At 61.0% G+C, this 23,063-nt stretch carries 20 protein-coding genes and 2 pseudogenes; 12 read left to right on the top strand and 10 right to left on the bottom strand.

Annotated elements, in window-relative coordinates; genetic code table 11:
* The first annotated feature begins 459 nt into the window (after positions 1–459).
* Positions 460–1,455, top strand: a complete 996-nt coding sequence (locus tag ACXHRN_RS28185; RefSeq protein ID WP_488642138.1) for a sugar ABC transporter substrate-binding protein — start codon at positions 460–462, stop codon at positions 1,453–1,455.
* A gap of 39 nt (positions 1,456–1,494) precedes the next feature.
* Here the strand turns inward: ACXHRN_RS28185 and ACXHRN_RS28180 are convergent, their stop codons facing one another.
* On the bottom strand, positions 1,495–3,303 hold the full coding sequence (locus ACXHRN_RS28180) for an ABC transporter substrate-binding protein (protein ID WP_488642137.1): 1,809 nt from the start codon (positions 3,301–3,303) through the stop codon (positions 1,495–1,497).
* Positions 3,304–3,499: 196 nt separating this feature from the next.
* Between ACXHRN_RS28180 and qhpR the strand changes: the two genes are divergently transcribed.
* The 3 genes from qhpR (at position 3,500) to ACXHRN_RS28165 (ending at position 6,160) form a co-directional block, all read left to right on the top strand.
* Entirely contained in the window at positions 3,500–4,597 is a 1,098-nt protein-coding gene (gene qhpR, locus ACXHRN_RS28175; RefSeq protein WP_488642136.1) for an AraC-like transcriptional regulator QhpR, read from the top strand.
* An 82-nt stretch (positions 4,598–4,679) separates the two neighbouring features.
* The gene (locus tag ACXHRN_RS28170) at positions 4,680–5,405 is read left to right on the top strand and encodes an SDR family NAD(P)-dependent oxidoreductase (RefSeq protein WP_488642135.1); all 726 of its coding nucleotides are present in this window, start codon (positions 4,680–4,682) and stop codon (positions 5,403–5,405) included.
* Positions 5,406–5,413: 8 nt separating this feature from the next.
* Positions 5,414–6,160, top strand: coding sequence for an SDR family NAD(P)-dependent oxidoreductase (locus ACXHRN_RS28165; protein WP_488642134.1), 747 nt, complete (start codon positions 5,414–5,416; stop codon positions 6,158–6,160).
* A gap of 164 nt (positions 6,161–6,324) precedes the next feature.
* Here ACXHRN_RS28165 and ACXHRN_RS28160 read toward each other — a convergent pair whose 3' ends face one another.
* From ACXHRN_RS28160 to ACXHRN_RS28130, 7 genes are all read right to left on the bottom strand, one after another.
* Positions 6,325–8,670 carry a penicillin acylase family protein gene (locus tag ACXHRN_RS28160; protein ID WP_488642133.1) on the bottom strand — a complete coding sequence of 782 codons (2,346 nt, stop codon included), beginning with the start codon at positions 8,668–8,670 and terminating at the stop codon, positions 6,325–6,327.
* A gap of 87 nt (positions 8,671–8,757) precedes the next feature.
* On the bottom strand, positions 8,758–9,633 hold the full coding sequence (locus ACXHRN_RS28155) for a polysaccharide deacetylase family protein (RefSeq protein WP_488642132.1): 876 nt from the start codon (positions 9,631–9,633) through the stop codon (positions 8,758–8,760).
* 43 nt (positions 9,634–9,676) lie between these two features.
* The gene (locus ACXHRN_RS28150) at positions 9,677–10,663 is read right to left on the bottom strand and encodes an ABC transporter permease (protein ID WP_488642131.1); all 987 of its coding nucleotides are present in this window, start codon (positions 10,661–10,663) and stop codon (positions 9,677–9,679) included.
* Position 10,664: 1 nt separating this feature from the next.
* Positions 10,665–12,224: a sugar ABC transporter ATP-binding protein gene (locus ACXHRN_RS28145; RefSeq protein ID WP_488642130.1), complete on the bottom strand. Its 1,560-nt coding sequence runs from the start codon at positions 12,222–12,224 to the stop codon at positions 10,665–10,667.
* A gap of 34 nt (positions 12,225–12,258) precedes the next feature.
* Positions 12,259–13,314: a sugar ABC transporter substrate-binding protein gene (locus tag ACXHRN_RS28140; RefSeq protein ID WP_488642129.1), complete on the bottom strand. Its 1,056-nt coding sequence runs from the start codon at positions 13,312–13,314 to the stop codon at positions 12,259–12,261.
* A 53-nt stretch (positions 13,315–13,367) separates the two neighbouring features.
* Positions 13,368–14,186, bottom strand: coding sequence for an ethanolamine ammonia-lyase subunit EutC (gene eutC, locus ACXHRN_RS28135; RefSeq protein ID WP_488642128.1), 819 nt, complete (start codon positions 14,184–14,186; stop codon positions 13,368–13,370).
* Positions 14,186–15,583 (bottom strand): ethanolamine ammonia-lyase subunit EutB, encoded by a 1,398-nt coding sequence (locus ACXHRN_RS28130; protein WP_488642127.1) that lies wholly within the window; start codon positions 15,581–15,583, stop codon positions 14,186–14,188. Before ACXHRN_RS28130 ends, eutC begins: the two co-directional genes overlap by 1 nt.
* A 336-nt stretch (positions 15,584–15,919) precedes the next feature.
* Between ACXHRN_RS28130 and ACXHRN_RS28125 the strand changes: the two are divergent.
* A pseudogene (locus ACXHRN_RS28125) lies at positions 15,920–16,149 on the top strand (PHP domain-containing protein); the annotation flags it as partial.
* An 18-nt stretch (positions 16,150–16,167) separates the two neighbouring features.
* Here ACXHRN_RS28125 and ACXHRN_RS28120 read toward each other — a convergent pair.
* Positions 16,168–16,571, bottom strand: a pseudogene (locus tag ACXHRN_RS28120) (transposase); the annotation flags it as partial.
* A gap of 54 nt (positions 16,572–16,625) precedes the next feature.
* Positions 16,626–17,168, bottom strand: coding sequence for a TetR/AcrR family transcriptional regulator (locus ACXHRN_RS28115; protein WP_488642308.1), 543 nt, complete (start codon positions 17,166–17,168; stop codon positions 16,626–16,628).
* Between ACXHRN_RS28115 and ACXHRN_RS28110 the strand changes: the two genes are divergently transcribed.
* The 7 genes from ACXHRN_RS28110 to ACXHRN_RS28080 all read left to right on the top strand — a co-directional run bounded on the left by ACXHRN_RS28110 (position 17,085) and on the right by ACXHRN_RS28080 (position 23,059).
* Positions 17,085–17,360: a hypothetical protein gene (locus tag ACXHRN_RS28110; protein WP_488642312.1), complete on the top strand. Its 276-nt coding sequence runs from the start codon at positions 17,085–17,087 to the stop codon at positions 17,358–17,360. The genes ACXHRN_RS28115 and ACXHRN_RS28110 overlap by 84 nt on opposite strands.
* Positions 17,361–17,543: 183 nt before the next feature.
* Positions 17,544–18,527: a sugar ABC transporter substrate-binding protein gene (locus tag ACXHRN_RS28105; RefSeq protein ID WP_488642126.1), complete on the top strand. Its 984-nt coding sequence runs from the start codon at positions 17,544–17,546 to the stop codon at positions 18,525–18,527.
* 93 nt (positions 18,528–18,620) lie between these two features.
* A complete protein-coding gene (locus ACXHRN_RS28100; protein WP_488642125.1) occupies positions 18,621–19,400 on the top strand; it encodes an ATP-binding cassette domain-containing protein in 780 nt (259 codons plus the stop codon).
* The gene (locus ACXHRN_RS28095; protein ID WP_488642124.1) at positions 19,397–20,488 is read left to right on the top strand and encodes an ABC transporter permease; all 1,092 of its coding nucleotides are present in this window, start codon (positions 19,397–19,399) and stop codon (positions 20,486–20,488) included. Before ACXHRN_RS28100 ends, ACXHRN_RS28095 begins: the two co-directional genes overlap by 4 nt.
* Positions 20,489–20,493: 5 nt before the next feature.
* On the top strand, positions 20,494–20,895 hold the full coding sequence (locus ACXHRN_RS28090; RefSeq protein WP_488642123.1) for a nuclear transport factor 2 family protein: 402 nt from the start codon (positions 20,494–20,496) through the stop codon (positions 20,893–20,895).
* A gap of 48 nt (positions 20,896–20,943) precedes the next feature.
* The gene (locus ACXHRN_RS28085; RefSeq protein ID WP_488642122.1) at positions 20,944–21,930 is read left to right on the top strand and encodes a Gfo/Idh/MocA family protein; all 987 of its coding nucleotides are present in this window, start codon (positions 20,944–20,946) and stop codon (positions 21,928–21,930) included.
* A 130-nt stretch (positions 21,931–22,060) separates the two neighbouring features.
* Positions 22,061–23,059, top strand: a complete 999-nt coding sequence (locus ACXHRN_RS28080; protein WP_488642121.1) for a sugar ABC transporter substrate-binding protein — start codon at positions 22,061–22,063, stop codon at positions 23,057–23,059.
* Positions 23,060–23,063 lie beyond the last annotated feature (4 nt).

The raw sequence follows: 23,063 nt of genomic DNA, 5'->3' as shown, positions 1-23,063 counted from the left end.
AAATCTATTGAGGCCGCAGTGCGTCTGATGGACCGCACCGAGGAGAGGAGCGCCGTGGACAATTCTGTAATAATACCCGCTAGGAGAATTGGAGGTTCGGTGGGCGACAACCGAAAGGCCTTCGAGCTGCCATTGCCGTCATTGAAAGCTCAGTCTGCAGATCGGCTGCGATGTCGGCGTACCACTTATCGAACTTGCCGGCTCACCGCCGCTATTGGTGCATGGCCAGATCGATGACAATTCCAAAGCCCTACGGGGGTCATGATCTCATCGCTTGCAATACAAAGCATGAACAATCGCTTTCTTGTGTTCAGAAGATAAGTTGCTGCCGGCTCCTTTGTGGAAACTTCCGATGTCGTCACGCGATGTTCGTGTGGCAAGAGAAGGGAACAGTAAATGAAAAAACGGCCCGCGCGCAGAATACCCGATTGGATAGTCAGCAAAATCTTGGCATGCGGAATGCTCGCACTAGCGGCTGCAGCGCCTGCAAAGGCGGAGGACGCCGCCTGCAAGCCGCATATGATCGACCTTGGGGGAGGCAAGATCATCGAGGGCGGCTGCGGCCCGCTGAAAATCGCCTTCCTGACGGCGGCGACGAACAACACACATTTGCAGGCCGGCATAAAGGGTGCGCAGGACGCTGCAAAGGAAATCGGCGCCACGATCGATGTATTCGATCCCAACTGGAGCCCCACCGTTCAATATAACCAGGCCCAGAACGTGCTCTCGAGTGGCAAGTACAATGCGATTGTCGCCGAGATGAACGATGGCAACCAAGCCTGCAAGATCCTTACGGAGGAAGCATCCAAGGCGGGCGTGCTGGTGGCCGTGGCCAACCTGCCGCTGTGCAATCGCGCCACCAACGAGGGCGATGCGCTGTGGTCGCCGGGCACGCTGGATTTCGTCGGTGGCTCGCAGGGCCGCGAGGCTTTCCGCAGCTGGATCATGTCAATTGCCGAACAGAATCCCGGACCCCAGAAGGTCGCGGTGTTGACCGGACCGGATCTCAACGCCAACACGATCAATACCGAGCTGGCACTGAAGGACGTGCAGGAGAAATATCCTGACTTCAAGATCGCAGCCGTGGTCAAGACGGACTATTCAGTGCTGCAGGGAAATCAGAAGACGCTGCCGCTATTCCAGGCCAACAAGGACTTGACGATCTTCATCTCCAACTATTCCGACATGACTCGCGGCGCCGTCCAGGCGGCTCGCCAGGTCGGCTTGCTCGGCAAGATGAAGATTTATGACAATGGCGGCAATGTCTGGGCGTTCCAGGCCGTCAATGACGGGCTGATCGACAGCACCCGCACCCTGCTTCCCTATACAGAAATGTATGAGGCGGTGAAGGCGCTCGGCCAGGCATGGAAGGGCGAAAAGCCGCCGCGTTTCGTGCCGTTGGCAGCCTATGACATCAACAAGAAGACAGTGGCCGATCACAAGCCGCAATATTGATGGCAGGCAAGGGCCCGCGCAGCGCCGGCCCGGGTCTCACTATACGGCCAGCTTCTTCTTTTTCAGCCATGGCGGCATGACGAAGGCGGATTGGCCATAGGGCGCGGGCGACAGGATACGCTGTTGCCCGCCCTGGATCTGGTAGATCAGATGCGCCTGGCTGATCGATGGGTCCACCGACGTATCCGGGTAGGATTGCGCGCACTGGCCGGCATTGTCGAAGAAATAGGCGCCGTTGACGCCGCGATGGATGACCGAGCGGATTTCCGGGATGACCTTGTCGAAGGCGCGCGGATTATTGGCACGCGTCCAGGCCGTCGCCAGGATATTGACCCGGTCATAAGCAAGACCTGCATGCGAATGTCCCGGCTTCTGGCCATGCATGCGCTCGTAGCGTTCCGCAAAGCCCATCGCCAGTTGGTCGGAATAGAGCCCTGTCGTCGTCGCCCAGAGCACGCCCTCGGCGCTATCGCCCAATTGCTCGCGATAGGCCGGGATCGATGGTCCATAGAGCGTATAGACCAGAGCATTGGCGGGCCGCGCCAGGAAATGCTGCAGGAAAGAGATATTCTCCTCCGGGAAATAATAGGCGAGGAAGATCGCCGCCGGATCGCTCTGGTGCAGCTTGTCGATCACCGCGTTCCAGTCGATGTTGCGGAACGGCAAATCCTCCAGCAGATCGATCTTGAAGCCCGCCTTGTTTGCCATACGCTCCAGGGTGAGAAAACCGATATCCATGCGTGACCAGCGTGGCTGGATCACCACGATGCGGCGCGAATGCGGCGTCCATTTGCGGCTCTTTTCCAGGCCAGACAGGAACTGGATGAAACGCGGGCCGTAATTGACGTCGCTCGGGCAGAGCTGGAAGACGTTTCTGAGCCGGTGCTGGTCCTGCCGGACCCGGTCGACCATCGCCTCCATCGTGGCGCAGTGCAGGTAGGGCGCGCCGTAATCGGCCAGCATGTCCTGAATGCCTTCCTCGGCACAGCTGTAGCCGGAGGTGATCGCCTCGACCTCGGCTTCGATCAGCGACTCGACGGCACGCAACACATCGGCTTCGTCGCCGACATCGCATTCGGCGACCTTCAGTTCCAGCCGGCGGCCGGCAACGCCACCGCGGCGGTTGATCTCGTCCACGGCCAAGCGAGCGCCGTTGAGCATTTCATAGGCGTCGGATGCGGCAAGGCCCTGGGTCGACAATGGCGTGCCGATCAGGATCGGCCGCTTGTTGAAGGCCGTGCTGACAAAGCTGTGCGTGGTGTTTTTCGGCAGAGGCACACGGCTGTCGACCAGGCCTGCGGTCAGCGGCATAAGATTTCGGCCACCTCCGGGTGTCGGCAGACGCAGCAGACCGAGATCGGTCGCCAGCGTCGCCGCCCCCGTGCGGCTGACCTGGCCGAGCTTGATCAGGATACGCTCATTATGCGTGGTGATCGTCCGGTGGCTGGTTTCCAGACAGCTGGCAATGTCCTGGTTCGACAGGCCGCCGGCGATCAGCGTCAGCACATCGAGTTCGCGGATCGTCAGGCCGAACGGTGCGGGCATAGACTTGGCGGTCAAAATGCTTCTGTGCCCGCCCGCTGCCAATGTCTGGAGCTCGATGCGGATCGCATACCAGATCTTGTCCGCATCGATCCAGACGAACCGAACCAGGTCGCGGCCGCTCTGTATCAGTGCCGAGGCAAAATCGACCAATTCGCGGCGGAGATCAAAAAAGGTGACGGCCGCGCTACCCTCGACAGCCTCGAGCGCACCATCCTCAGTGACGGCTGCCCGATAGTAGTCGGCGATGTCTTCACCGGGTTTCGCCGCCAACTCGTTCTTCTGCGCAACCAGTCTCACAACCATGAACTCAACTCCATCCGGTGGCCGAACACCGCCATGCCGCTCTGGTGAACCTCCGCCCCGTGTCGGCAGGTTTACGTATTTCGCCTCTCGCGCATTTACCGCACTTTGGCATTTCGGCGGAAAACCAGCCGAAATGTTGTCCAAGGCACAAATGCACGCAAAAGATGTATTGCCTTCCAGAGTGGGAAGCTAACAAATGCAAGCCTTCAATACAATCGCATCAGGCCCAACAGCGACGAATTCGCCATCGCGGCCCATTGCCAAGATCCTGTCATCTGCCGCAAATGGTATTGCCGACTTCATTTCCAGCCATGGCAACAGCCCGCACGAAATTCTCTGGTCGGTTGGCATTCTCGAAACAGACACACGCAAGGACCGCGAAATCCTCGACCTCGGTCGCTATTGTGAACTACTGGAAGTTGCGTCACGAAAAACCGCCAACGACAATTTCGGCCTACACTACGGTCGCGACTTCACACCCGAGCGTCTCGGGCTGATCGGCGAGATCGCCATCTCCTCGCCGACGCTCGGCGATGCGCTGGGCAATCTGGTGAAGTATTTTCCCTATCACCAGCAAAACACATTCACGGCGTTCCGCCGCAAGGACGAGTTCTGGTTTCTCGAATACCGCATCCTCGACGGCTTCATCATGCAGCGCCGGCAGGATGCCGAATTGACGATGGGCATGTATCTCAACGTCATCCGCCGGGTCCTCGATCCCACCTGGTCGCCGGACGAGGTGCATTTCGAGCATCCGCGTCCGGAAAACTGGCGCGATCACGAAGCCGTCTTCAATGCGCCGGTCTATTTCAACATGCGGACCAACGCGCTGGTGTTCAAGGAAAAGAACCTGGCGCGCGCGACCAGCGGCTGGGATACAAACCAGATCCGCACGCTCTGCGAAGCGCTGGTGCAATTGACCGGCAGCACCGGCGCGCTGACCTTGACGCAAAGGATAGCCGGCGAGATTCGCGCCCAGCTTCCGGCCGGCTATCCGCATATCGAGGATATCGCCGACGAGTTGAAGATGACGCGCTGGACGCTGCAGCGGCGCCTGGCCGCCGAGGGGCAGGTGTTTTCGACGCTGGTGGAGGAAACACGCCGTCGCCTGGCGCTGCACTATCTCGGCGGGGCGCATCTGCTGATCAACGATATTTCCAGCATCCTCGGTTATTCCGAGCTCAGCGCCTTCAGCCGAGCCTGCGTCCGCTGGTTCGATGCCTCCCCCTCCAAGGTTCGAGCCAATATCGAAGCCAAGGGCCCAGCGCCGATCAGCGCCCGGCGGCTGAATTGAGTGCTGAAATGTCAATCCATGGCGCGCGCATTGGTCTACCCTCCAGCCTAACGAAGTCCCGCATAACAGGGGAGGAAGAGACATGAAACTGCAAGGCAAGCTCGCCGTCGTCACCGGCGCCTATCGCGGCATCGGCCGCGCCTGCGCCGAGGCGCTGGCCCGTGAGGGCGCAACCGTGATCGCCACTGATATCCTGGCGGGCGATCCGGGTTACGACGTCGCCGGCATCACCTATCGGCAATGCGACGTCGGCTCGGAAGCGGACTGGGAGGCAATAGCCGATGAGCTCCGCAACGGCGGCGGCACGATCGATATCCTCGTCAACGCCGCCGGCGTGGCACCGACCAAATCGGGGGCGCATGACATCGCGATGGCGGACTGGGATTTCATCCTGCGCGTCAACCAGACCGGCGTGATGCTCGGCATGCGCATGGCGAGTGCGATGATGCTGGGCCGTGGGCCACTCTCGATCGTCAACATTTCCTCGATCTGGGGCCTGGTCGGCGGTTCGGGGCAGATCGCCTATCACGCCAGCAAGGGCGCGGTGATCAACATGACGCGCAACGTCGCCATCACCTATGCCAAGCAGAACATCCGCGCCAACGCCATCCTGCCCGGCCTGATCGACACCGAGATGGTGCGCGCCCAGAAGCCGGAAATGAATGCCGCCACGCTTTCGCTGACACCGATGGGGCGCATCGGCCTGCCGGAAGAGATCGCCAAGGGCGTCGTCTTTCTTGCCAGCGATGACGCCTCCTTCATCACAGGCGCAATCCTGCCGATCGACGGCGGCTTTACAGCACAATAGGACATGACATGACCGACACTACGGACTATCGCCCGCTGGCGGGACGGACTGCGCTCGTGACCGGGGCATCGCGCGGCATCGGCGCGGCTGTCACCGAGCGGCTGGTGCACGAGGGGGCCTTCGTCTATGCGGCCGACGTGCTCGAGCAGGAGGGCGAGGAACTGGCCGAACGGCTTGAAGGCCGCTGCGTCTTCCAGACGCTGGACGTGACATCGGAGGCGCAATGGGCAGCCCTGATGGAACGCATCGCCCGCGACGTCGGACGCCTCGATATCCTGGTCAACAATGCCGGCATCTATGGCCCGGCAAGCCTGCAGGATGAGTCTGCCGATGGTTTCCGGCGCATGTTCGAGGTCAATCAGTTCTCGATCTTCTGGGGCATGAAATGCGCGATACCGCTGATGTCGCTGGGTGGTTCGATCATCAACCTGTCGTCGATCGGCGGCATGGTCGGTTACAAGGGCACATTCGCCTATGCCGGCGCCAAATGGGCCGTGCGCGGCATGACACGCTCGGCGGCGCGCGAACTCGCACCGCTGAAGATCCGCGTCAACGCCATTTGCCCCGGCATTATCGACACCTCGATGTTCTACGAGAACGACCCGGCGCAGCTGTCGCAATTCCTGGCATCGGTACCACTCGGCTCGCTGGGCCAGCCCACCGACATCGCCGCGACCGTCGCTTTTCTTGCCTCCGATGAAGCCCGCTACATCACCGGCACCGATATCCTCGTTGACGGCGGCATGCTCGCCTGATTTCCCCCGAGGATGGCAGGCACGACCTGCCGGCACTTGCCCCTTGAAATCCCTGTTTCAAGGGGCATTTTTTTTGCGCTGTGACAAAAGAAAGGCCGGGAACCCGATGAGAGGTTGCCCGGCCATTTTTATAACCCAGCCGTTTTATGAAATCTCAGCCCTGTCTATGAACCGGGCACGAGATCGATGCGTTGCTCGACGACGGCATCGACCCGCGCCTGCGAATAGAGCATCGGCACGAATTCGCCGCGCGACCATTGTTCGGCGAGATCGCCATAATGGCTGGATGTCGGATTGCCCGACTGGCCCGGCGTGGTGATCCAGAGACTGTTGTCCCAGGCCCCGACATCGACCACGACCCGCACCGAAGCGCCGATCGTGACCCGGAAATCGGAGATGCGGTAGGACGCGTTCATCGGCGCGGAATCGCTGCCGCCCTTTTCCAGCGGACCGACATCGCCATCCGGACGGGGTCTATCCCGATAGACGCGGCTGGTGGCATGCAGGAAATGCGCCTGATGCAGGCTGCCCCAGCGCCAGACCTGCGGATCGCGGCCGAGCTTTTCGCGGCATTCCGATAGGGCTGCTTCAAGGCTGGACTTGATCAGGCCATCGCGTGCTGCGACCGGATCGCTGCCCAGCCGTCCGTCAGGCTGCTCGAGCAACGGCAGGATCGTTTCGGGATCTCCCGGCATCAGTAGCGCCTGGATCTTAGGATCGTCGGTGACGAGCCGAAACAGGCCGGGCCGCAAATGCTTGCTCCACCACACCTCGAACAGGGCGGCAGCGGCGCTGTCGACATCCAGCCGATGATCCCAGCCGGCGAAAATCGCCGATGCCTCGCCGACAGTCTCGGCCGGCAGGGTGCCAAGCAGCGCCGTCAGCCGGCGGGCGGGCAGCGACACGCTGTCGGCCTGCAATGCCCCGGACGATGCCACAGTATGCCCACCGCCGGCGCCGAGCACCTCATGGATGCGGTTGGCGCGCGAGCGTTCGAGCCACTCGTAACCGATCGGCTTTGCCTCATGGTCCCAGTCGGCCGGTAGGTTCGGCTCGTTAGCCGTGGCGACGAAACCCTTTTCAGGATTGCTGACAACCGGCAGTTCTGAGGCCGGGAAATAGCCGTCCCACTCGTAGCGGCCATCGCCCGGCACGGGCAGCAGGCCATCCCAGTTCGGACGAATCGGGCTGAAACCGGCCACGACCCAGCCTATCGTGCCGCCCTGATCGGCATAGACCTGATTGGTGGCCGGCACGCCCCAGCGGCTCATCGTGGTACTGAAATCGGCAAAATTCCTGGTCCGCATCGAGGCAATCGAGGCAAAGTAAGGGGCAGCGCCCGGATCGAACCAGACAGACTTGATGGCATAGGCACGATGTCGCGGCTTGTCCGCATAGACGATCGGCCCATGACGGGTGAAGCGAAGGGTGAGCGTGGCGCTGCCACAGCCCTTGACCGCGACCTGCTGGTCGACAACGGTCATGCGCTCCCAGCCTGTGCCATAGCGGTAGAGATCCGGGTCGTCGGGCGAGATCTCGTAGACATAGGTGTCTTCCTGATCGTGCCCGAAAAACAGCGTCAAGCCGAAGGCGCTGGTGCCGTTGTGGCCGATGCAGATGCCCGGCAGGCAGGGTTCGCCAGCGCCGATCACGTCGAATTCCGGGCAGGTCAGGTGCACAAGATAGCGCAGCGACGGCACGGCATGCGTCCGGTGCGGATCATTGGCCATGATCGGCCGCCCGGTCGCCGTCAGGCTGCCATGGATGACCCAGTTGTTGGAGCCTTGCGCGGCGGCATCGCGGATGACCTCGTCGGTGCCCGTCACCTTGCGCCAGAGCCCGGCTTCGTCGGCGCTCGAGGCCAGCCGCGCCTCGTCGAAACTCACCGGCGCCAGCGCCAGCTTGAATGTATCGAGCACATCAAGCGGGATCTCGTCGAGCGCGATGCCATCGGCCACGAACGGGTCGATGACGGGATCGAGCCCCTGCCGCAGCAGATCGACATCGGCGCCGGCACCGCTGATGACATTGGTGCGGATGACCTCGGAAAGGCCGTTGCGCATCATCGAATGGCTACGGATACGCACGACATCGGCGGCTTCCCAGCGCGCCGGTCGCGTGCCGAACAGCGAAAATTCCGGCGGCAGCGCATCGGGCCGCTCTGCAATACTGTCGATATAGGCGTTGATGCCATCGACGAAGGCAGTGGCGATCGCTTCGGCGTCGTCGCTATAGGCATCCCACTCCTGCTGCATGTCGCCGCGATAGAGAAACAGCCGTGCCGCCTTGTCCTGCTCCAGATAACCAGGGCCGAAATCGGCAGCCAGCAGGCCGAGCCCACGCTTGCGCCACAGGTCGATCTGCCACAGCCGGTCGCGTGCCGCATTGTAGCCCTGCACGAAGAAGACGTCGCGCTTGCTGGCGGCGCGGATATGGGGAATGCCCCATTTGTCGATCGATATGGACGCCGCAGCGCTGAGTCCGGGAAGCGTTTTCGTGTCGAGATTCATGACAGTCCTGTCCTGGCCGCTGGCATTGCAGCAAAGGCACAAAGTAAAACGCGCGAGGGGTCGCCCGCGCGTTGCGATCCTGATGGCTCAAGCCTGGCTGTCGGCCGTATCGGCCGGCAGGCTCGGCGTCTTGCCCGTCTTCCAGTGGCGGACATAATCGCCCATGCGGGTGAAGCTGACGCCCGGCTTGTCCTTCACGTAATCGATGAACTGTTCGAGAAGCAACATGCGATGGCCGCGGCCGACAGTCTGCGGATGCATGGTGGCGATGAACACGCCTTCGCCAATGCGGTCGTAGAGGTAATCGAACTCGTCCTTCCACATCTGCAGCAAGTCGCGTGGCGTCAGCACGCCCTGGTTGGTGTTGCTCTTGCCGACGACATATTCGAATTGCGGGAAATCGTCGAGATGCCAGGCAACCGGCATTTCCACCAGATCGACCGGCTTGCCGAATTCGTAGGGGCCATCCTTGCTCCAGCTGTCGCCGATGCGGCACCAATAGGGCTGGAAGTCGCTACCCATCATGCTGCTTTCATATTCGAATCCGTGTTCGAGCAGCAGCGGCACCGTCTGCGGGCTGTTGTCCCAGGCCGGCGAGCGGTAACCGGTGGGACGGACGCCGGCCACCTTGTCGAGCGCCTCAAAACCCTTTTCGAGGATCCAGCGTTCCTTCTCCGGCGATACGGATGCCGGGTTCTCGTGCACCCAGCCGTGATGGCCGATCTCGTGGCCGGCAGCGGCGACGGCTTCCACCGTCTTGGGGAAGGCACAGGCGGTGTGGCCGGGAATATAGAAGGTCGCGGGGATCTTTTCCGCTTCCAGCGCCGCGAGAATCCGCCGGACGCCAACCGGGCCGAATTCGCCGCGCGACAGCATGCTCGGCGAATTGGAATCGAATGTGCCGATCCACAGCGAATAGGCATCGAAATCGAATGTAAGCGCTATCCTGACGTCCTTGGTCATGACTTTCTCTTTCCTTGCAAATGATCTGGGCAGGTGTTGCGGTTCAGGTCCGCATCTTGCGGGCATAGATGTCGAGCGCGACGGCGGCGATGACGATCAGGCCCTTGGCGACGAGCTGGTAATTGGTGTTGACCGCCAGCGAGTCGAAAACATTGGTCAGCGTCGCAATGATCAACAGGCCGACCGCGGTGCGCCAAAGCGCACCCTCACCGCCAAGCAGCGACGTGCCGCCGATCACCACGATGGCGATGGCATCAAGCGCCAGCGTGCCGCCCATATCGGCCTGGCCGACGCCGAGCCGCGACGAAAGGATCATGCCGCCGAGGCCGGAGCAGATCGCCGTCAGCACATAGGTGCTGGCGCGGTAGAGATCGACCGGAATGCCCGACAGGCGCGCCGCTTCCTCATTGCCGCCAAGCGCATACATCGACCGGCCGTAGACGCTTTTCGACAGGATCACCGCGCCCAGCGCGAAGATGAAAAACAGGATCCAGATCGAGATCGGCCAGCCGAACCAGGATCCGATACCGAGATCGCCGAAGGCGAACTCGTTGGGCACCTGCGGGGCGGAATTGGAATAGAGATAGGCGAGGCCGCCGAACACCGACCCGGAACCCAGCGTCGCCACAAAGGCATTGACCTTGAGCTTCGTGACGATGGCGCCATTGATCACGCCGCAGACGGCGCTGACCAATACCACGGTGGCGGCCGAACCCCAGATCCCGAAGGCATCGGCCCGGTTGGCGAACACCACGGCGCCGAGTGCGAAGATCGAGGCGACCGAAAGGTCGAAGCCACCGCCGATGATTACGAAGGTCATGCCGACCGCGACGATGCCGACCGGCGCCGACTGGCTGAGGATGTTCTGGATATTCTGCAGCTCGAACACGCGCGGATAGAGGAAGGCGCTGACGATCAGCAGCAGGAAGAATGCCCAGAGCACGCCGTATTGCAGCATGACGTCACGGCTGAAGAAGGCTGCACGCTTGCTTGGTGCGGCCACGCCGGCCGCTGGATTTTGTGCGTTCATGTCAGTGTACCTTGAAAGCGGCGCGCAGGATATCACCCACGGCTACCGGAGACTGTGTCTGGTCGAGTTCTGCGACGGCCCGGCCTTCCGAAAGGACGATGATGCGGTCGCTGATGGCGATCACCTCTTCGAGATCGGACGACACGACAATGATCCCGACGCCCTCGTCGGCGAGTTTTCTCAGCGTGTTCATGATCTCGTCCTTGGCGCCGATATCGATGCCGCGTGTCGGCTCGTCGACGAGCAGCACCAGCGGTGAGCGGAACCGCGCCTTGCCGAGCAGCACCTTCTGCTGGTTGCCGCCGGACAAATGTCGCACAATGGTCTCGATGCGGTTTTCCGCATAGCCGAACTCGCGGGCGATGCCCTTCGATTTATCGCGGATCATCGCTTCCGACAGGAAACCGAAGCGCGACACCTGCTTCATGCCAGCCATCACGACATTGTCCATGGCGCGCATGCCGAGCACCAGGCCCTGAGCCTTGCGATCCTCCGGCACCAGGGAAATGCCGGCGGCGAGCGCCTGGCGTGGGTCGTTCGGCCAGGAGACGCCTTTGCCATTGACCACGAGACGGCCGGTGCTGCGCGGCTCCAGCCCGGCCAGCGCCCGCAGCAGGCTGCTGCGACCCGAGCCGACAAGACCGCCAATGCCGAGGATTTCGCCGGGCTGCAGCGTCAGCGCGATATTCTCGATGGCGCCCGGCACCGTGACCTCATCGGCCTGCATCAACAGCGGCGTACCGGGTGCGGGTGCTGGGCGTTCCACCCTGCGGTTTTCCACCACGTGATGGCCGACCATGGCGCGGATCAGGTCCGGCTTGGTCCAGTCGGCCCGATCGCCGCTGGCCGACAACGAACCATCGCGGAACACGGTGACCGTATCGGAAATGTCGAGCACTTCCTCGAGATTGTGGCTGACGAACATCATCGTCGTGCCCTGCTGCTTGAGCTGGCGCATGATCTTGAACAGCGCCTCGCGCTCGGGCGGCGCCAGCGACGTGGTTGGTTCGTCAAACAGCAGCAGCCGCGCACCCGACTGGATGCCGCGCATGATCTCCAGCATCTGCTGGTCGGCGACCGACAGCGTGCCGGCCAGCGCATCGGCGCGGATGTTGACATCGAGCTGCTGACACAGAACGTCATAGGCCCGCCGCATCGCCTTCTCGTCGAGCATGCCGGACCGGGATATTGGCTGACCGAGGAAGACATTGGCAACCGCCGAAAGACGCGGGATGATCGTCAGTTCCTGGTAGATCGTCGTCACGCCCAGCCGTCGTGCCTGCCGTGGCTGGCCGAACACATGCGGCTGGTCGAAAATGGTGACTTCGCCGGCGGACGGCACGACACGCCCGGCGATGACGCCGAGAAAGGTCGATTTTCCCGCGCCGTTTTCGCCCACCAGCGCATGGATCTTTCCGGCCTCCGCCGAAAGGCTGACGCCCTTCAGCGCCATCGTCCCGCCATAGCGCTTCTGCACGCCAGTGGCCTGCAGGGCGAATTGACCCGCCGAAGGCGGATCAATCACAGTCGCTGCCGGAGCCGCGGAATTTGCATCAAGCATTGCTTCTATCCTGTGGCTGCACGAGCCGGGTGGCTCAATATTGCGGCTCGTTGCTTTTGACCGTCTCGCTGTCGATCTTGATCGACTTGGTTGGGGTGAAGCGCGCCACCGGCTTGCCGGCCCAGGCGTCGCCCAGCTGCTTCACTGCCAGATAGGTCTCGGTGTAGGGCTCGATGGTGCGCGTGCTGGTGATGAAGCCGTCGGCAACGGCCTTGAAAGCCCAGGTATTGCCGCCGCTGTCATAGACCTTCATCTTGCCGAGCGATCCCACCTGGCGGGCTGCCTGCACCGCGCCGCGCGTCATGTCCGAATAGTTGGAGATGAAGATCGTCATGTCGGGATTGGCCTGGAACAGCGGCAGCGTCTTCTGATTGCCCTGCACGACCGAATAGTCGGTGCGAACGACGGCGGCGACGTGGAAATCGGGATATTGCTTCTGTACGTCCTCGAGCGCCAGGTCGGTGTTGATCGTGTTGGAATTCAGGTCCGGACCAGTGACGACAGCAACCTTCTGCGGGCCGGGATTGTCCTTGGCGATCTGCATGATCCAGTGGCGGAAAGCCGTGCGGCCCTGCGAGCCGCCGACGAAATTCAGCGTGCCCGAAGCCCAGAGTTCATCGCCTTCCTTGGTGCCGCGATTGCAGAGCGGCTGGTTGGTGACAGCGACCAGCACACCAGCCTCGCGCGCCGTCTCGGTCATGATCGTGCAGGCCTGGTTGCCGTCGTTCATTTCGGCCAGGATGGCATTGTACTTGCCGCCGGAAATGATGTTCTGCGCCTGGTTGAACTGCGTCGTCGGGCTCCAGTTGGGATCGAAGACATCCAGCGTCGCACCGATCTCGGCAGCCGCTTCCTTGGCGCCCTTGATCTGCGCCTGCAGATGCGTGTTGTTCGTGGCCGCGATCAGGAAGGCGATCTTCAGCGGCGCGCAGCCGCCCATCACCGACTTGCCTTCACCGAGGTCGATAGAGTGCGGCGTGCACGCATCGTCCGCCCGGCTCTGAGACACTGTCGCCAGGTTGATCACTGCCGAAAGCGTCAAGCCCGCAGCCAGTGGCAGGACACTGCCAAGTCCGATTTTTCTGCCCATGAAGAGAACCCCTTTTTTTAGCGTGGCTTGATGCCGAAGCTTTGATTGGGGCATTATTCACAGCCGCGGGCGTTTGGACTTAACAGTTCAACACATTCTTCGCCGGAGCGTGCTGATGTCGAAATATGCCTGGAGGCGCTGCCATCAACGAGCTGTTGGCTCATCTCGTCCTTCAAATCAATTCCGGTAAAGCCAAGCTTTCTTGCCTGATTCAGCAGCCAGACGATTTTGAACGCAGCTTCGAGACGGCTGAGTCCGCCATTGCCGTGGATATTCGAAATACAATTGCGCTCGGAATCCATGCGCCCGGGTTGCGGAGAACGGGTGATGTAGACACCCATGCTGTCGGACACGCTGAGGCCCGGCCTCTCGCCCACAAGCACCACGGTGAAGGTGGCGCCAAGGCAGGCGCCGATGTCATCGCCGATCGCAACGCGGGCTTGCTGCGCGATAACCACTGGTCCGACCGACCAGCCGGAAAGGCGCTCCGTCACCGCCTGAAAAACCGAAAACGCATGTCGCTCGACGGCCCGTGAGGACAGACCGTCCGCGATGACAAAGGCGACATCGCAATCGACGCGCGGCAGCTCGGTTTCAGAGGCCATAGATAGCCGCCGGCCGAGATCGGGGCGCCTGAGATAAATGCTGCGGTCCTCAGCGCGGCTTTTCACGATCAGCGCGGGGTGAGGCGCGAACCTTGCGGCGAGAGCGGCAGCATCCATCGGGACATGGATCGCGTCGCGCGCCTGCGCATAGGACATTTGGAAATCCAGCACCTGGCTGGTTCTGGCGACGCCGGCATTGGCCCCAAGGCTGACACGTGACGGCGTCATCGCGCCAAAGCGGTCGAGAAGGCGATTCTCGATTGTCATCACGCGATCCCCAGTTGGTCGACCATGCCTTGCAGACGTCGCGGCTGGTAGCTCGGGACCGCCGTGCCGCTTACGGAGCGAAAAAGCTCCATGTCCTGCAGCCACGCCTCGAATTCCGGCGCCGCCCGCACACCCATCGTCCTGCGCAGGTAGATGAGATCCTCAAAGGAAGCACTCTGATAGCTGAGCATCACATCGTCGGATCCGGGAACCGTGATGATGAAGTTGGTGCCGGCGGCAGTCAGAAGCGTGATCAGCGTATCCATGTCGTCCTGATCGGCCTCGGCATGATTTGTGTAACAGGCATCGCACCCCATCGGCAGGCCGAGCAGCTTTCCGCAGAATACATCTTCCAGACCGGCTCGAATGATTTGCTTGCCATCGAAAAGATATTCGGGGCCGATGAAACCTACCACGGTGTTCACCAGCAGCGGCTTGAAGTGGCGGGCAACGGCATAGGCCCGCGTTTCCATCGTCTGCTGGTCGATACCATGATGGGCGTTGGAGGATAGGGCCGACCCTTGCCCGGTTTCGAAATACATCACGTTCTGGCCGATATCGCCGCGATCGAGCACCAGCGCCGCCTCATAGGCTTCCTGCAGGACATTCAGGTTGACGCCAAACCCGGCATTGGCGGCTTCGCTGCCGGCGATGGACTGAAAGACGAGATCGAGCGGTGCCCCCATTTCCATCAACCGTATCGAGTTGGTCACATGCGACAGCACGCAGGATTGCGTCGGTATCTTGTAGGTCTGGCGAAGATCGTCCAGCATGCTGATCAGCTGCATGCCGTTTTGGAGATTGTCCGTAGCCGGATTAATGCCGATCACGGCATCGCCGGCGCCATTCAACAAGCCGTCAAGGATCGAGACAGCAATACCTTTGAGATCATCGGTGGGATGGTTGGGTTGCAGGCGCGTCGATAGCCGGCCCGGAAGGCCGAGCGTGTTGCGAAACGAGGATACGATAGTGCATTTGCGGGCCACCGCGATCAGATCCTGGTTGCGCATCAGCTTTGATACCGCTGCGACCATTTCGGGCGTAAGACCAGGTGCTGCCGCAGCCAAAGCCGCCGTGTCCGTTTCCGGCGGGAGAAGCCAATTGTGAAAATCACCCACCGTCATCGATCGGAAGCTTGAAAAGGCCGCCCTGTCATGAGTATCGATGATCAGCCGCGTCACTTCATCCGTTTCATAAGGCACGAGTTCTTCTTCGAGAAATCCCACCAGAGGCAAATCCGCCAAAGCGAATCGGGCTGCCACACGCTGCCCTTCGCTCTCGGCGGCCAGTCCTGCCAATTCGTCGCCGGCCCGGCGCGGCGATGCCGCTGCAAGAACTGAACCAAGCCCGGAGAAGCGATATGTCTCCCCGCCGACCCGCGCTCTAAATGTCGTCATTCACCACTATCCCGGATATTTTGCGCCGCACAATGATTAGCAGTGGTGAGTGCATCCGGATTGACCGTCAAGCACAGTTTTCCCTTAATCGAGTGGTTACCCTAGTGAGCGCGGAGGCCGGCCGCGCGGAGTTTAAGTATGACGAAGCAGGCCGTTTCGCATTCGAGGCTAAAATTGGAGACTAGGTCAAATCGACGGCTCCAACTTCGAACCGTTCATCGGTTGCCTCGATCGACCAAACGGGAATCCTGCTCCTGGCCCGAGTTCGACTGTAAGCTCCGCTGGTTCCAGCGATTTCATAACTATGCGGCGGAGCTCCTGGAGGTTCTCGTTGCCTTGATTGGCGATTTCAATGTCATCCCAATCGACCTCGATTTCTCCCAATCCTCGTGTGAGGAATTGTTCGAGCGGACGGCCGAACTCGGCATCGAGGCCTTGGCGATCGTCGATCACAACTGGCTTGCAGGCATCGTACGCGCCCATCAGGCGGCCAAGGATACCGGCATCCTGCTGATTGTCGGCTGTCGCCTTGATCGACCGTGGGCGTGTCGATGCTTGTCTACCCTCGGCGGTGATACCTGACTCGGTGTGTCGTAAGTCCGATGGAATTGTTTCAACTCCTTGCCTGCCGGGCAGATGTAGCGGTCGTTCTCGGTCTCCCAGGTGAAATTTGAGCGTGAGAAGGTCCCATCTGTCCGCTGCGACTTGTCAAAGACGGGGATGTGGCGCGTGATCTTCTTGTCCTTGACCAGCCAGGCAAGGTTCTCCGCGGAACCATAGGCGCTGTCGGCGACGACGTATTCCGGCCTGAGGCCGAAGCGATCTTCCGTTCTCTGCATCATCGTCCGGGAAGCACCGACCTCGGCCTGACGGATCGCGCGCGTCGCTTCAACGTCGAGAATGACACCATGATCGGTATCGATCACGTCGTTCGTGGCATCGGCGAAGAGGGCATGGCCTTGTGGGTACCGGTCCACTGGGCCGCGGGAAAGGGGCAAGACGTTGCCCCCAAAAGCAGCCTACCATTGGCCACCCTTGACCATCAATCCTTCAACAGGTCGGGAGGTTGGACGCTGTGCGCATCGTTAGTTGTGCCAAGCAGCAAGTGATAAAAGGTGTCGAAAACCTTGAGCATCTGCGTGCTATCGGGATCAAGCAACCATTGGAACTGCAGGCCATCCGCAAGGGCCACCAGTGCCTGTGCAGCCAAAGTCGGGTCAATGACGCTGGTCAAACTGCCGTTATCTTGGCCCATCTGGATGCGCATGCGTAAGAGCTCTATCAGTCGCTTGTAACGGTTCTTGAAGAAGTCATGGCCCGGATGTGCTTCGTCGATAGCTTCCGCCGAGACGGTGACGAATAGATGCACAAGGCCTTCGACTTTGGCGTTGTGATCAATGCTGAGTCGCAGGGCCTCCAGAACGTCGTTTGCACGCGCTTCGCCAAGTTCTTCCCTGATACGCAACACCTCGACGAACAACTCTTCCTTGGAGGCAAAATAGTGGAAGATGCCGGTGGTGGTCAGGCCCACGGTCTCGGCGATCTCGCGGATGGAGGCGCCGCGATAGCCACGCCGCGAAAACACTTCGATCGCGGCGAGGAGAATCTCGCGGCGCTTGATTTTGCCCTTTTGATAGGAACCTCGCTGGGCCATGCCGTCTTCACCTCTAAGTTCTATTCCGTTAGCTGGTCGATCTGCAGCGGCGACAACCCGGCGCTTGGCATCTATGCCATGACCAAGGCGAACGGGAATTCAAACATCGGCCCCGACCGCTAACAGACCGTCAGCCAATCGTCCACCTGCTTTGCGCGGGCTGTTCAACCCCGCGCCGGGAACGCGATTGTGGTTCAACGAAGCCGTTGACTTAAAAACTGAATGCTAGTAGGTTTTCGCCAGATGCGGCGACGGAGGAGATACGCCAGCCCGCATGATCGCTCTGGTGCACAGGAGGATGCCTGCATGAGCAACTGGGAGAGTGCCGCAAAATTGGCTGCCGCGATCGCTGTTGTGTTCGCCGCGACGGGGGCCTTGGCCGAGGAGCCAATCAGGATTGCCGGGGTCTATCGGAATACGGCGGATGCCTATTGGGTAACGGCGATCTGCGCAGCCGGCAAAGAGGCCAAGCGACTTGGCGTTACGCTGGACGTCTATTCGATCGCCACCAATGACAACACGCAGCTTTCGCAGGTTCTGGATACGGCCCTGCTGACCAGGCCGCAGGGGCTTTTATTCGCGCCCGCGGATTCCAAGACCTTTTCAACCAAGGTTGCCGAGATCATGGCTCAGGGCATTCCGGTGATTGGCGAAAGCCCGCTGGAACCCGACACGATGTGGAAGATCATCCAGACCTCGCAGGACGGGAGCCTTTACAAGGACCAGATCATTGCGATGATCAAGGATGTGGAGGGCACGGCGGTCGTGCTTAACGGTTTGCCTGCCGCTTCTGCCTCCTGGGAGGAACAGCGCTATGGCGCGATACAGGAGGCATTGACCGCTGCAAACCCCCAACTGACCTGGTTGCCGGAATTGCTTGACAATTTCGACGTCACAAAGGGGACGCAGCTGGTCGGAGCTACCATTCTGGCGCATCCCGATCTAAAGGTCATCATCGCTTCCTCCGGCCCCGACGGCCAGGCGGCTGCTGCGGCCGTCAAGCAGGCGGGCCTTTCGGGCAAGATCATGGTTGTCGGCTTTGATGCCGTGCCGGCGGAAATTGCAGCTCTGAAGGATGGAACGATAACGTTCCTTGGTGCGCAGGGGCCCGGCGTGGTGGCGGCGGCTCAGGTGCGGGCGCTGGTCGACTATATCAAGGCCCATCCCGAAGGCGGGGCAGTGACGCCCACCCACGAAGCGGAGTATCTGCCACTGGGTCTGTTGACCAAGGAGAATGTCGGTGACCCGTCGATGGTCAACTACATCTACTCCTCGAAATGTGAGCCCTGAGGATCGCGTTCCAGTCAGCATAGCGGCAGGATCGCCTGCCGCTATGCTGGAAATCTTCCAATCTAGAACCACAGTCTTCAGGGGAGAAATGCCATGTCCGGACCAAAGGATGATGCACGCCCGGTCGCCATTGCGGGGCGACATATTGCAAAGGAATTCGGGCATGTGCGCGCGCTGATCGACGCGAACGTGACCGTGCACCGGGGAGAGGTCGTTGCACTTTTTGGCGACAATGGTGCCGGTAAGTCCACGTTCCTGAAATCGCTTCTGGGCATACACAAGCCCGATGGCGGCGAAATTGTCGTGAATGATCAAGTCGTTGAGATGAAGAGCATCCGCGACGCCCAAAGGTTTGGTGTTGATTGCGTACATCAGGATCTGGCATTGGCACCCGATCTTTCGGTGGTCGACAACATGTTCCTGGGCCATACGGTCTTGCGCTCGGGGCTTTTGGGGCTTGTTGGGGTTATTTCGCGCCGGGACATGGAACTGAAGGCAGATGAGGCGCTCAAGAGCCTGTCAATCAAGCTTCCTTCGCTGCGGGTGCCGGTCGGCGATCTGTCGGGCGGGCAGCGTCAGGCGGTGGCAGTTGCGCGGGCCGTCATGTGGTCTCGAAGCGCCCTGCTGATGGACGAACCGACAGCGGCGCTTGGAGCAAGGCAAAGCGAAATTGTCTGCGACCTGATCCGGACGGTCGCCGGGCGGGGGCTGGGTGTTCTGGTCGTGTCGCATGACCTGCCGCGCGCACTGAAGATCGCCGACAGGGTGGTCATCCTTTGGCGCGGCGAGACGGCGCTAGACGCCCCCAGTGCGGGCCTGACCGTGCCGGAGGTGGTTGCGACCATGGTGGGATATAAAGGACAAGCAGCATGACAACAAACGCCCAACTTTCCTCCGCGCAGGTCACACCGGGCACCGACACACGGGGCCGAGCCGAACGTGCTGCCTGGCAACGCGTTCTGATGACCGGTGGCGCATGGGTCCTTTTGCTCGATCTGGCGCTGATCGTCGTCTTCACCGTGTGGTCGCCGGGGCACGTCTTCTTTTCGGTGCAAAACCTGCAGAACCAGCTTCTTAACGGCGCGGAAGGGCTGCTTCTGGCCCTTGCCATGGCGATGCTTCTCGGGGCGGGGTTGTTCGACCTGTCGGTCGGCGCTAACCTCGTCCTGTCCTCGGTGATAGGCGCCATCGTGCTCTTGAAAGTGGCGGGGGGCGATGCGCAGCCCTTGCAGGCTGCCGAGATTGTTGAACTGCACAACATCCCGATGGCAATTGTGGCCGGATTTCTGGCCTGCCTGGCCTCGGGGGTCGTCTTTGGCATTGTGAATGGTGTGTTGATCGCCCATCTGCGCGTCAATTCGCTGATTGCGACGCTTGGAACGCTCAGCATCGGCACCGGCGTGGCCTTCGTGATCACCAACGGTGGCGATATCGGTGGGCTTCCTCCGGAAATCCAGTCGGGTTTCGGGCTTTACAAGGTCGAGGGCCTGCTGCCCCTGCCGGCCATAGTCGCCTGTTTTGTGGCCGTACTGATCTGGGCCATGTTCAAATATACGCGGTTCGGGCTGAACACGCTGGCGATCGGCTCTTCGCGGCTTGCCGCCGAGCGGGCCGGGCTAAAGGTCAAGCGCCACATGGTGCAACTCACCGCCGCCGCTGGGGGCTTGGCTGGTCTCGCGGGCTTCATCAACCTCAGTCACTATGCCGCAACGACATCGCTTGGCCATTCCAGCGACTCCCTGGCGGCAGTGACCGCGGCTGTGATCGGCGGCACCGCGCTGGCCGGCGGCAAGGTGAGCATCATGGGAACATTCTGGGGCAATGCGCTCGCCGGAATTCTGATCAGCGGGCTCGTGATCATCGGCGTCGTGGCCTATTACCAGCTGATCGCCATTGGTGCAGTGCTGATCATCGCGGTGGCCATTGATCGCTATCGCAATCGGACCAAGGAGCCATGGTGAGCCATATGACCCAACCTGCTCTCGGCGCGGTCGACCTCGTCACCCTGGTGAAACGTCTCTACGACCTTGAGATGGCGAAGAATCTCGACGCCTGGATGGAAATGTGGGACCCATCCTATGTCATCACCTTTCCTTTCGCCTCCCATCCTTCCATGACCCCGATCCGGGGCTTGGAAACCCTGCGCGACATCACCCGGCAGAAATTCATAGACCGGCTGCATATCGAGCTTGACGTGCATACCCAGCCGCTGGCCGATCCGCTCAAGGCCCTGGTGCATCTCGGTGTTACCCATACACAGGCGGATGGATCGGTGCGCAAGCTGCCGCTCCTGTGCCTGTTCACCTTCAATTTGGACGGGCGGATCGTGGCGCTGGAGGAATTCTTCAATCAGGCAACCCTGTCGTGACGGCAACGCGCGACAGATCGACAATGTGAGACGGAAGGAAATCAGCCTATGACGGGAAAATCGAGATGGGGCATTCTGGCAACGGGCTGGATTGCCGGGATGTTTGTGAAGGACCTGTTGCTGACCGGCCATGCGGTGACTGCTGTCGGATCGCGCAGCCAGGCCAGCGCCGATGGCTTTGCCAGTGAATTCGGTATCGCGACGGCCCACGGCAGTTACGAGGCGCTGGTCGCCGATCCCGATGTCGACATCGTCTACATTGCGACGCCCCATCCCCAACATCTTTCCGCCGCCAAACTCGCGCTGAATGCCGGAAAACATATACTTGTTGAAAAGGCCTTCACGCTCAACGCCGACGAGGCGGCAGAAATTGTCGCCCTTGCCGCAAGCAAGAATCTTCTGGTGCTCGAGGCGATGTGGACGCGCTTTCTGCCTCATATGCACCGGATCCGTGCGATTATCGCAGCAGGGACACTCGGCGATATCCGATCAATCACGGCTGACCACCGGCAGAAACTGCCCGACGACCCCAAGCATCGCCTGAACGCATTGGAACTGGGTGGCGGGGCGCTGCTCGATCTGGGAATCTATCCGCTCTCTTTCTTCTGGGACATCCTCGGTCGCCCGACCGCCGTCAAGGCCATGGCGACCTTCCGCGAAACCGGGGCGGATGCCCAGGTGGCCACGATCTTTCGTTATGATAGCGGTGCCATCGCCACCTCCCTGTCCTCCAGCGACAGTGCCGGGCCGAACCGGGCCTGCATCGTCGGCACCAAGGGTCGGATCGAAATTGACCGGATCTGGTATTCGCCCACCACCTTCCGTGTCTATGACAACGACAATGAACTTATCGAAAGCTTTGACGGCGCGGCCGAGGGGCGGGGGATGCAGTTTCAGGCCGAGGAGGCCGAGCGCCTGATCGCCGCCGGGCACACCGCCAGTGCGATCATGCCGCCTTCGCAGACCGTGGAGATCATGAGAACGCTGGATGAAATCCGCGCACAGATCGGCCTGCGCTATCCGGGCGAAGGATGAGGGGGCGGGCGGCGGGAGGCGAGAAAGCAGCAGAGGCAAGTCCGCCCGGCAGCGTCGCCTGATCGTCCAGCCACCGCGACACGACACGACCGCTGCCTACGCGCAGCATCAGATGAGGAGGAAATTTGACATGGTGAATTCAAGGATGACCGCGCCGCGGTCCAAACTGACGACGATTGCTCTTGGCGTAGCCGTGGCCGCATTCGGCCTCGTGGCCGCGCCGGCATTGGCAGGGGATGTGAACATCGAGTTCAGTTCCAGTGCTGTCGACGCGAACTGGGCCAAAATGATCCAGTCGATGAAAGACTCGACGCCGGAGATGGAAGCCGCCATCGGCGGCAAGATCACGTTGAACGTTTCAGACGCCGGCATGAACGTCGACAAGCAGATTTCCGACATCCAGACCGCCACGGTCAAGGCGCCTTCCATCCTGCTGGTCGACCCCGTGGATGTAGCTGGCGTGCTGCCGGCGGTGGAAGCGGCCAAAGCGGCTGGCATCAAGCTGTTCAACATTCGTCCCGCAGACAGCGACCCCGAAGGTCTTTATGATGGCAAGTTCGTTTTCTCAGTCGAAACCCCCTATGCTGCGAACATGAAGACCTGGATGAACGGCCTGCTGGACGCCGATCCGAACCTGGTTCTGAAAATTGCGATCCTCTATGGCGGTGCGGCGCAGAAAGAACAGCTCGGCCGTGGCGATGTGGTCAAGGCGCTGGCCACCGAAAGGCCCGATCGCGTGAAGGTCGTGACCGAAAAATTCTGCGACTGGTCGCTGGAAGTGGCACAGAACGCCACCGCCGACTTCATCACCGCGCATCCCGACATGAACCTGGTCGTGGCGGCAAACAGCCAGATGGCGATGGGCGCGGCCAATGCGATCGGCAGCGCAGGCATGATCGGCAAGATCTGGGTCGGCTCCTATGACATCGACGCACCCACGGTGCAGGCCATCATCGACGGCAAGATCTCGTTCACCACGGGTCTGGAATTCCGCACCATCGGCCGGGCAATCCTCAAGGCCGCCGTGGAAATCTCGCAAGGCACCTATGGTGGCACACTTGACCTTAATCCGGTCTATGTCGTCAGCGCGGCCAATGCCGCCGAAATTCTTCCGAAGCTCGCGCCCTGAGCGG

This window comes from Shinella sp. OV683 (genome assembly GCF_057787725.1).
Note: the sequence above shows the minus strand (reverse complement) of the source record. Positions and strands in the feature narration are given on the sequence as shown.

What these genes read in the sequence shown, in the direction of transcription:
- ACXHRN_RS28105 (WP_488642126.1), top strand. Translation starts at nt 17,544, where the DNA reads ATGAGCAACTGGGAGAGTGCCGCAAAATTGGCTGCCGCGATCGCTGTT.
- ACXHRN_RS28180 (WP_488642137.1), bottom strand. Translation starts at nt 3,303, where the DNA reads ATGGTTGTGAGACTGGTTGCGCAGAAGAACGAGTTGGCGGCGAAACCC.
- ACXHRN_RS28185 (WP_488642138.1), top strand. Translation starts at nt 460, where the DNA reads ATGCTCGCACTAGCGGCTGCAGCGCCTGCAAAGGCGGAGGACGCCGCC.
- ACXHRN_RS28085 (WP_488642122.1), top strand. Translation starts at nt 20,944, where the DNA reads ATGACGGGAAAATCGAGATGGGGCATTCTGGCAACGGGCTGGATTGCC.
- ACXHRN_RS28100 (WP_488642125.1), top strand. Translation starts at nt 18,621, where the DNA reads ATGTCCGGACCAAAGGATGATGCACGCCCGGTCGCCATTGCGGGGCGA.
- ACXHRN_RS28140 (WP_488642129.1), bottom strand. Translation starts at nt 13,314, where the DNA reads ATGGGCAGAAAAATCGGACTTGGCAGTGTCCTGCCACTGGCTGCGGGC.
- ACXHRN_RS28145 (WP_488642130.1), bottom strand. Translation starts at nt 12,224, where the DNA reads ATGCTTGATGCAAATTCCGCGGCTCCGGCAGCGACTGTGATTGATCCG.
- ACXHRN_RS28165 (WP_488642134.1), top strand. Translation starts at nt 5,414, where the DNA reads ATGACCGACACTACGGACTATCGCCCGCTGGCGGGACGGACTGCGCTC.
- ACXHRN_RS28095 (WP_488642124.1), top strand. Translation starts at nt 19,397, where the DNA reads ATGACAACAAACGCCCAACTTTCCTCCGCGCAGGTCACACCGGGCACC.
- eutC (WP_488642128.1), bottom strand. Translation starts at nt 14,186, where the DNA reads ATGACAATCGAGAATCGCCTTCTCGACCGCTTTGGCGCGATGACGCCG.
- ACXHRN_RS28170 (WP_488642135.1), top strand. Translation starts at nt 4,680, where the DNA reads ATGAAACTGCAAGGCAAGCTCGCCGTCGTCACCGGCGCCTATCGCGGC.
- ACXHRN_RS28155 (WP_488642132.1), bottom strand. Translation starts at nt 9,633, where the DNA reads ATGACCAAGGACGTCAGGATAGCGCTTACATTCGATTTCGATGCCTAT.
- ACXHRN_RS28090 (WP_488642123.1), top strand. Translation starts at nt 20,494, where the DNA reads ATGACCCAACCTGCTCTCGGCGCGGTCGACCTCGTCACCCTGGTGAAA.
- qhpR (WP_488642136.1), top strand. Translation starts at nt 3,500, where the DNA reads ATGCAAGCCTTCAATACAATCGCATCAGGCCCAACAGCGACGAATTCG.
- ACXHRN_RS28130 (WP_488642127.1), bottom strand. Translation starts at nt 15,583, where the DNA reads ATGACGACATTTAGAGCGCGGGTCGGCGGGGAGACATATCGCTTCTCC.
- ACXHRN_RS28150 (WP_488642131.1), bottom strand. Translation starts at nt 10,663, where the DNA reads ATGAACGCACAAAATCCAGCGGCCGGCGTGGCCGCACCAAGCAAGCGT.
- ACXHRN_RS28160 (WP_488642133.1), bottom strand. Translation starts at nt 8,670, where the DNA reads ATGAATCTCGACACGAAAACGCTTCCCGGACTCAGCGCTGCGGCGTCC.
- ACXHRN_RS28080 (WP_488642121.1), top strand. Translation starts at nt 22,061, where the DNA reads ATGGTGAATTCAAGGATGACCGCGCCGCGGTCCAAACTGACGACGATT.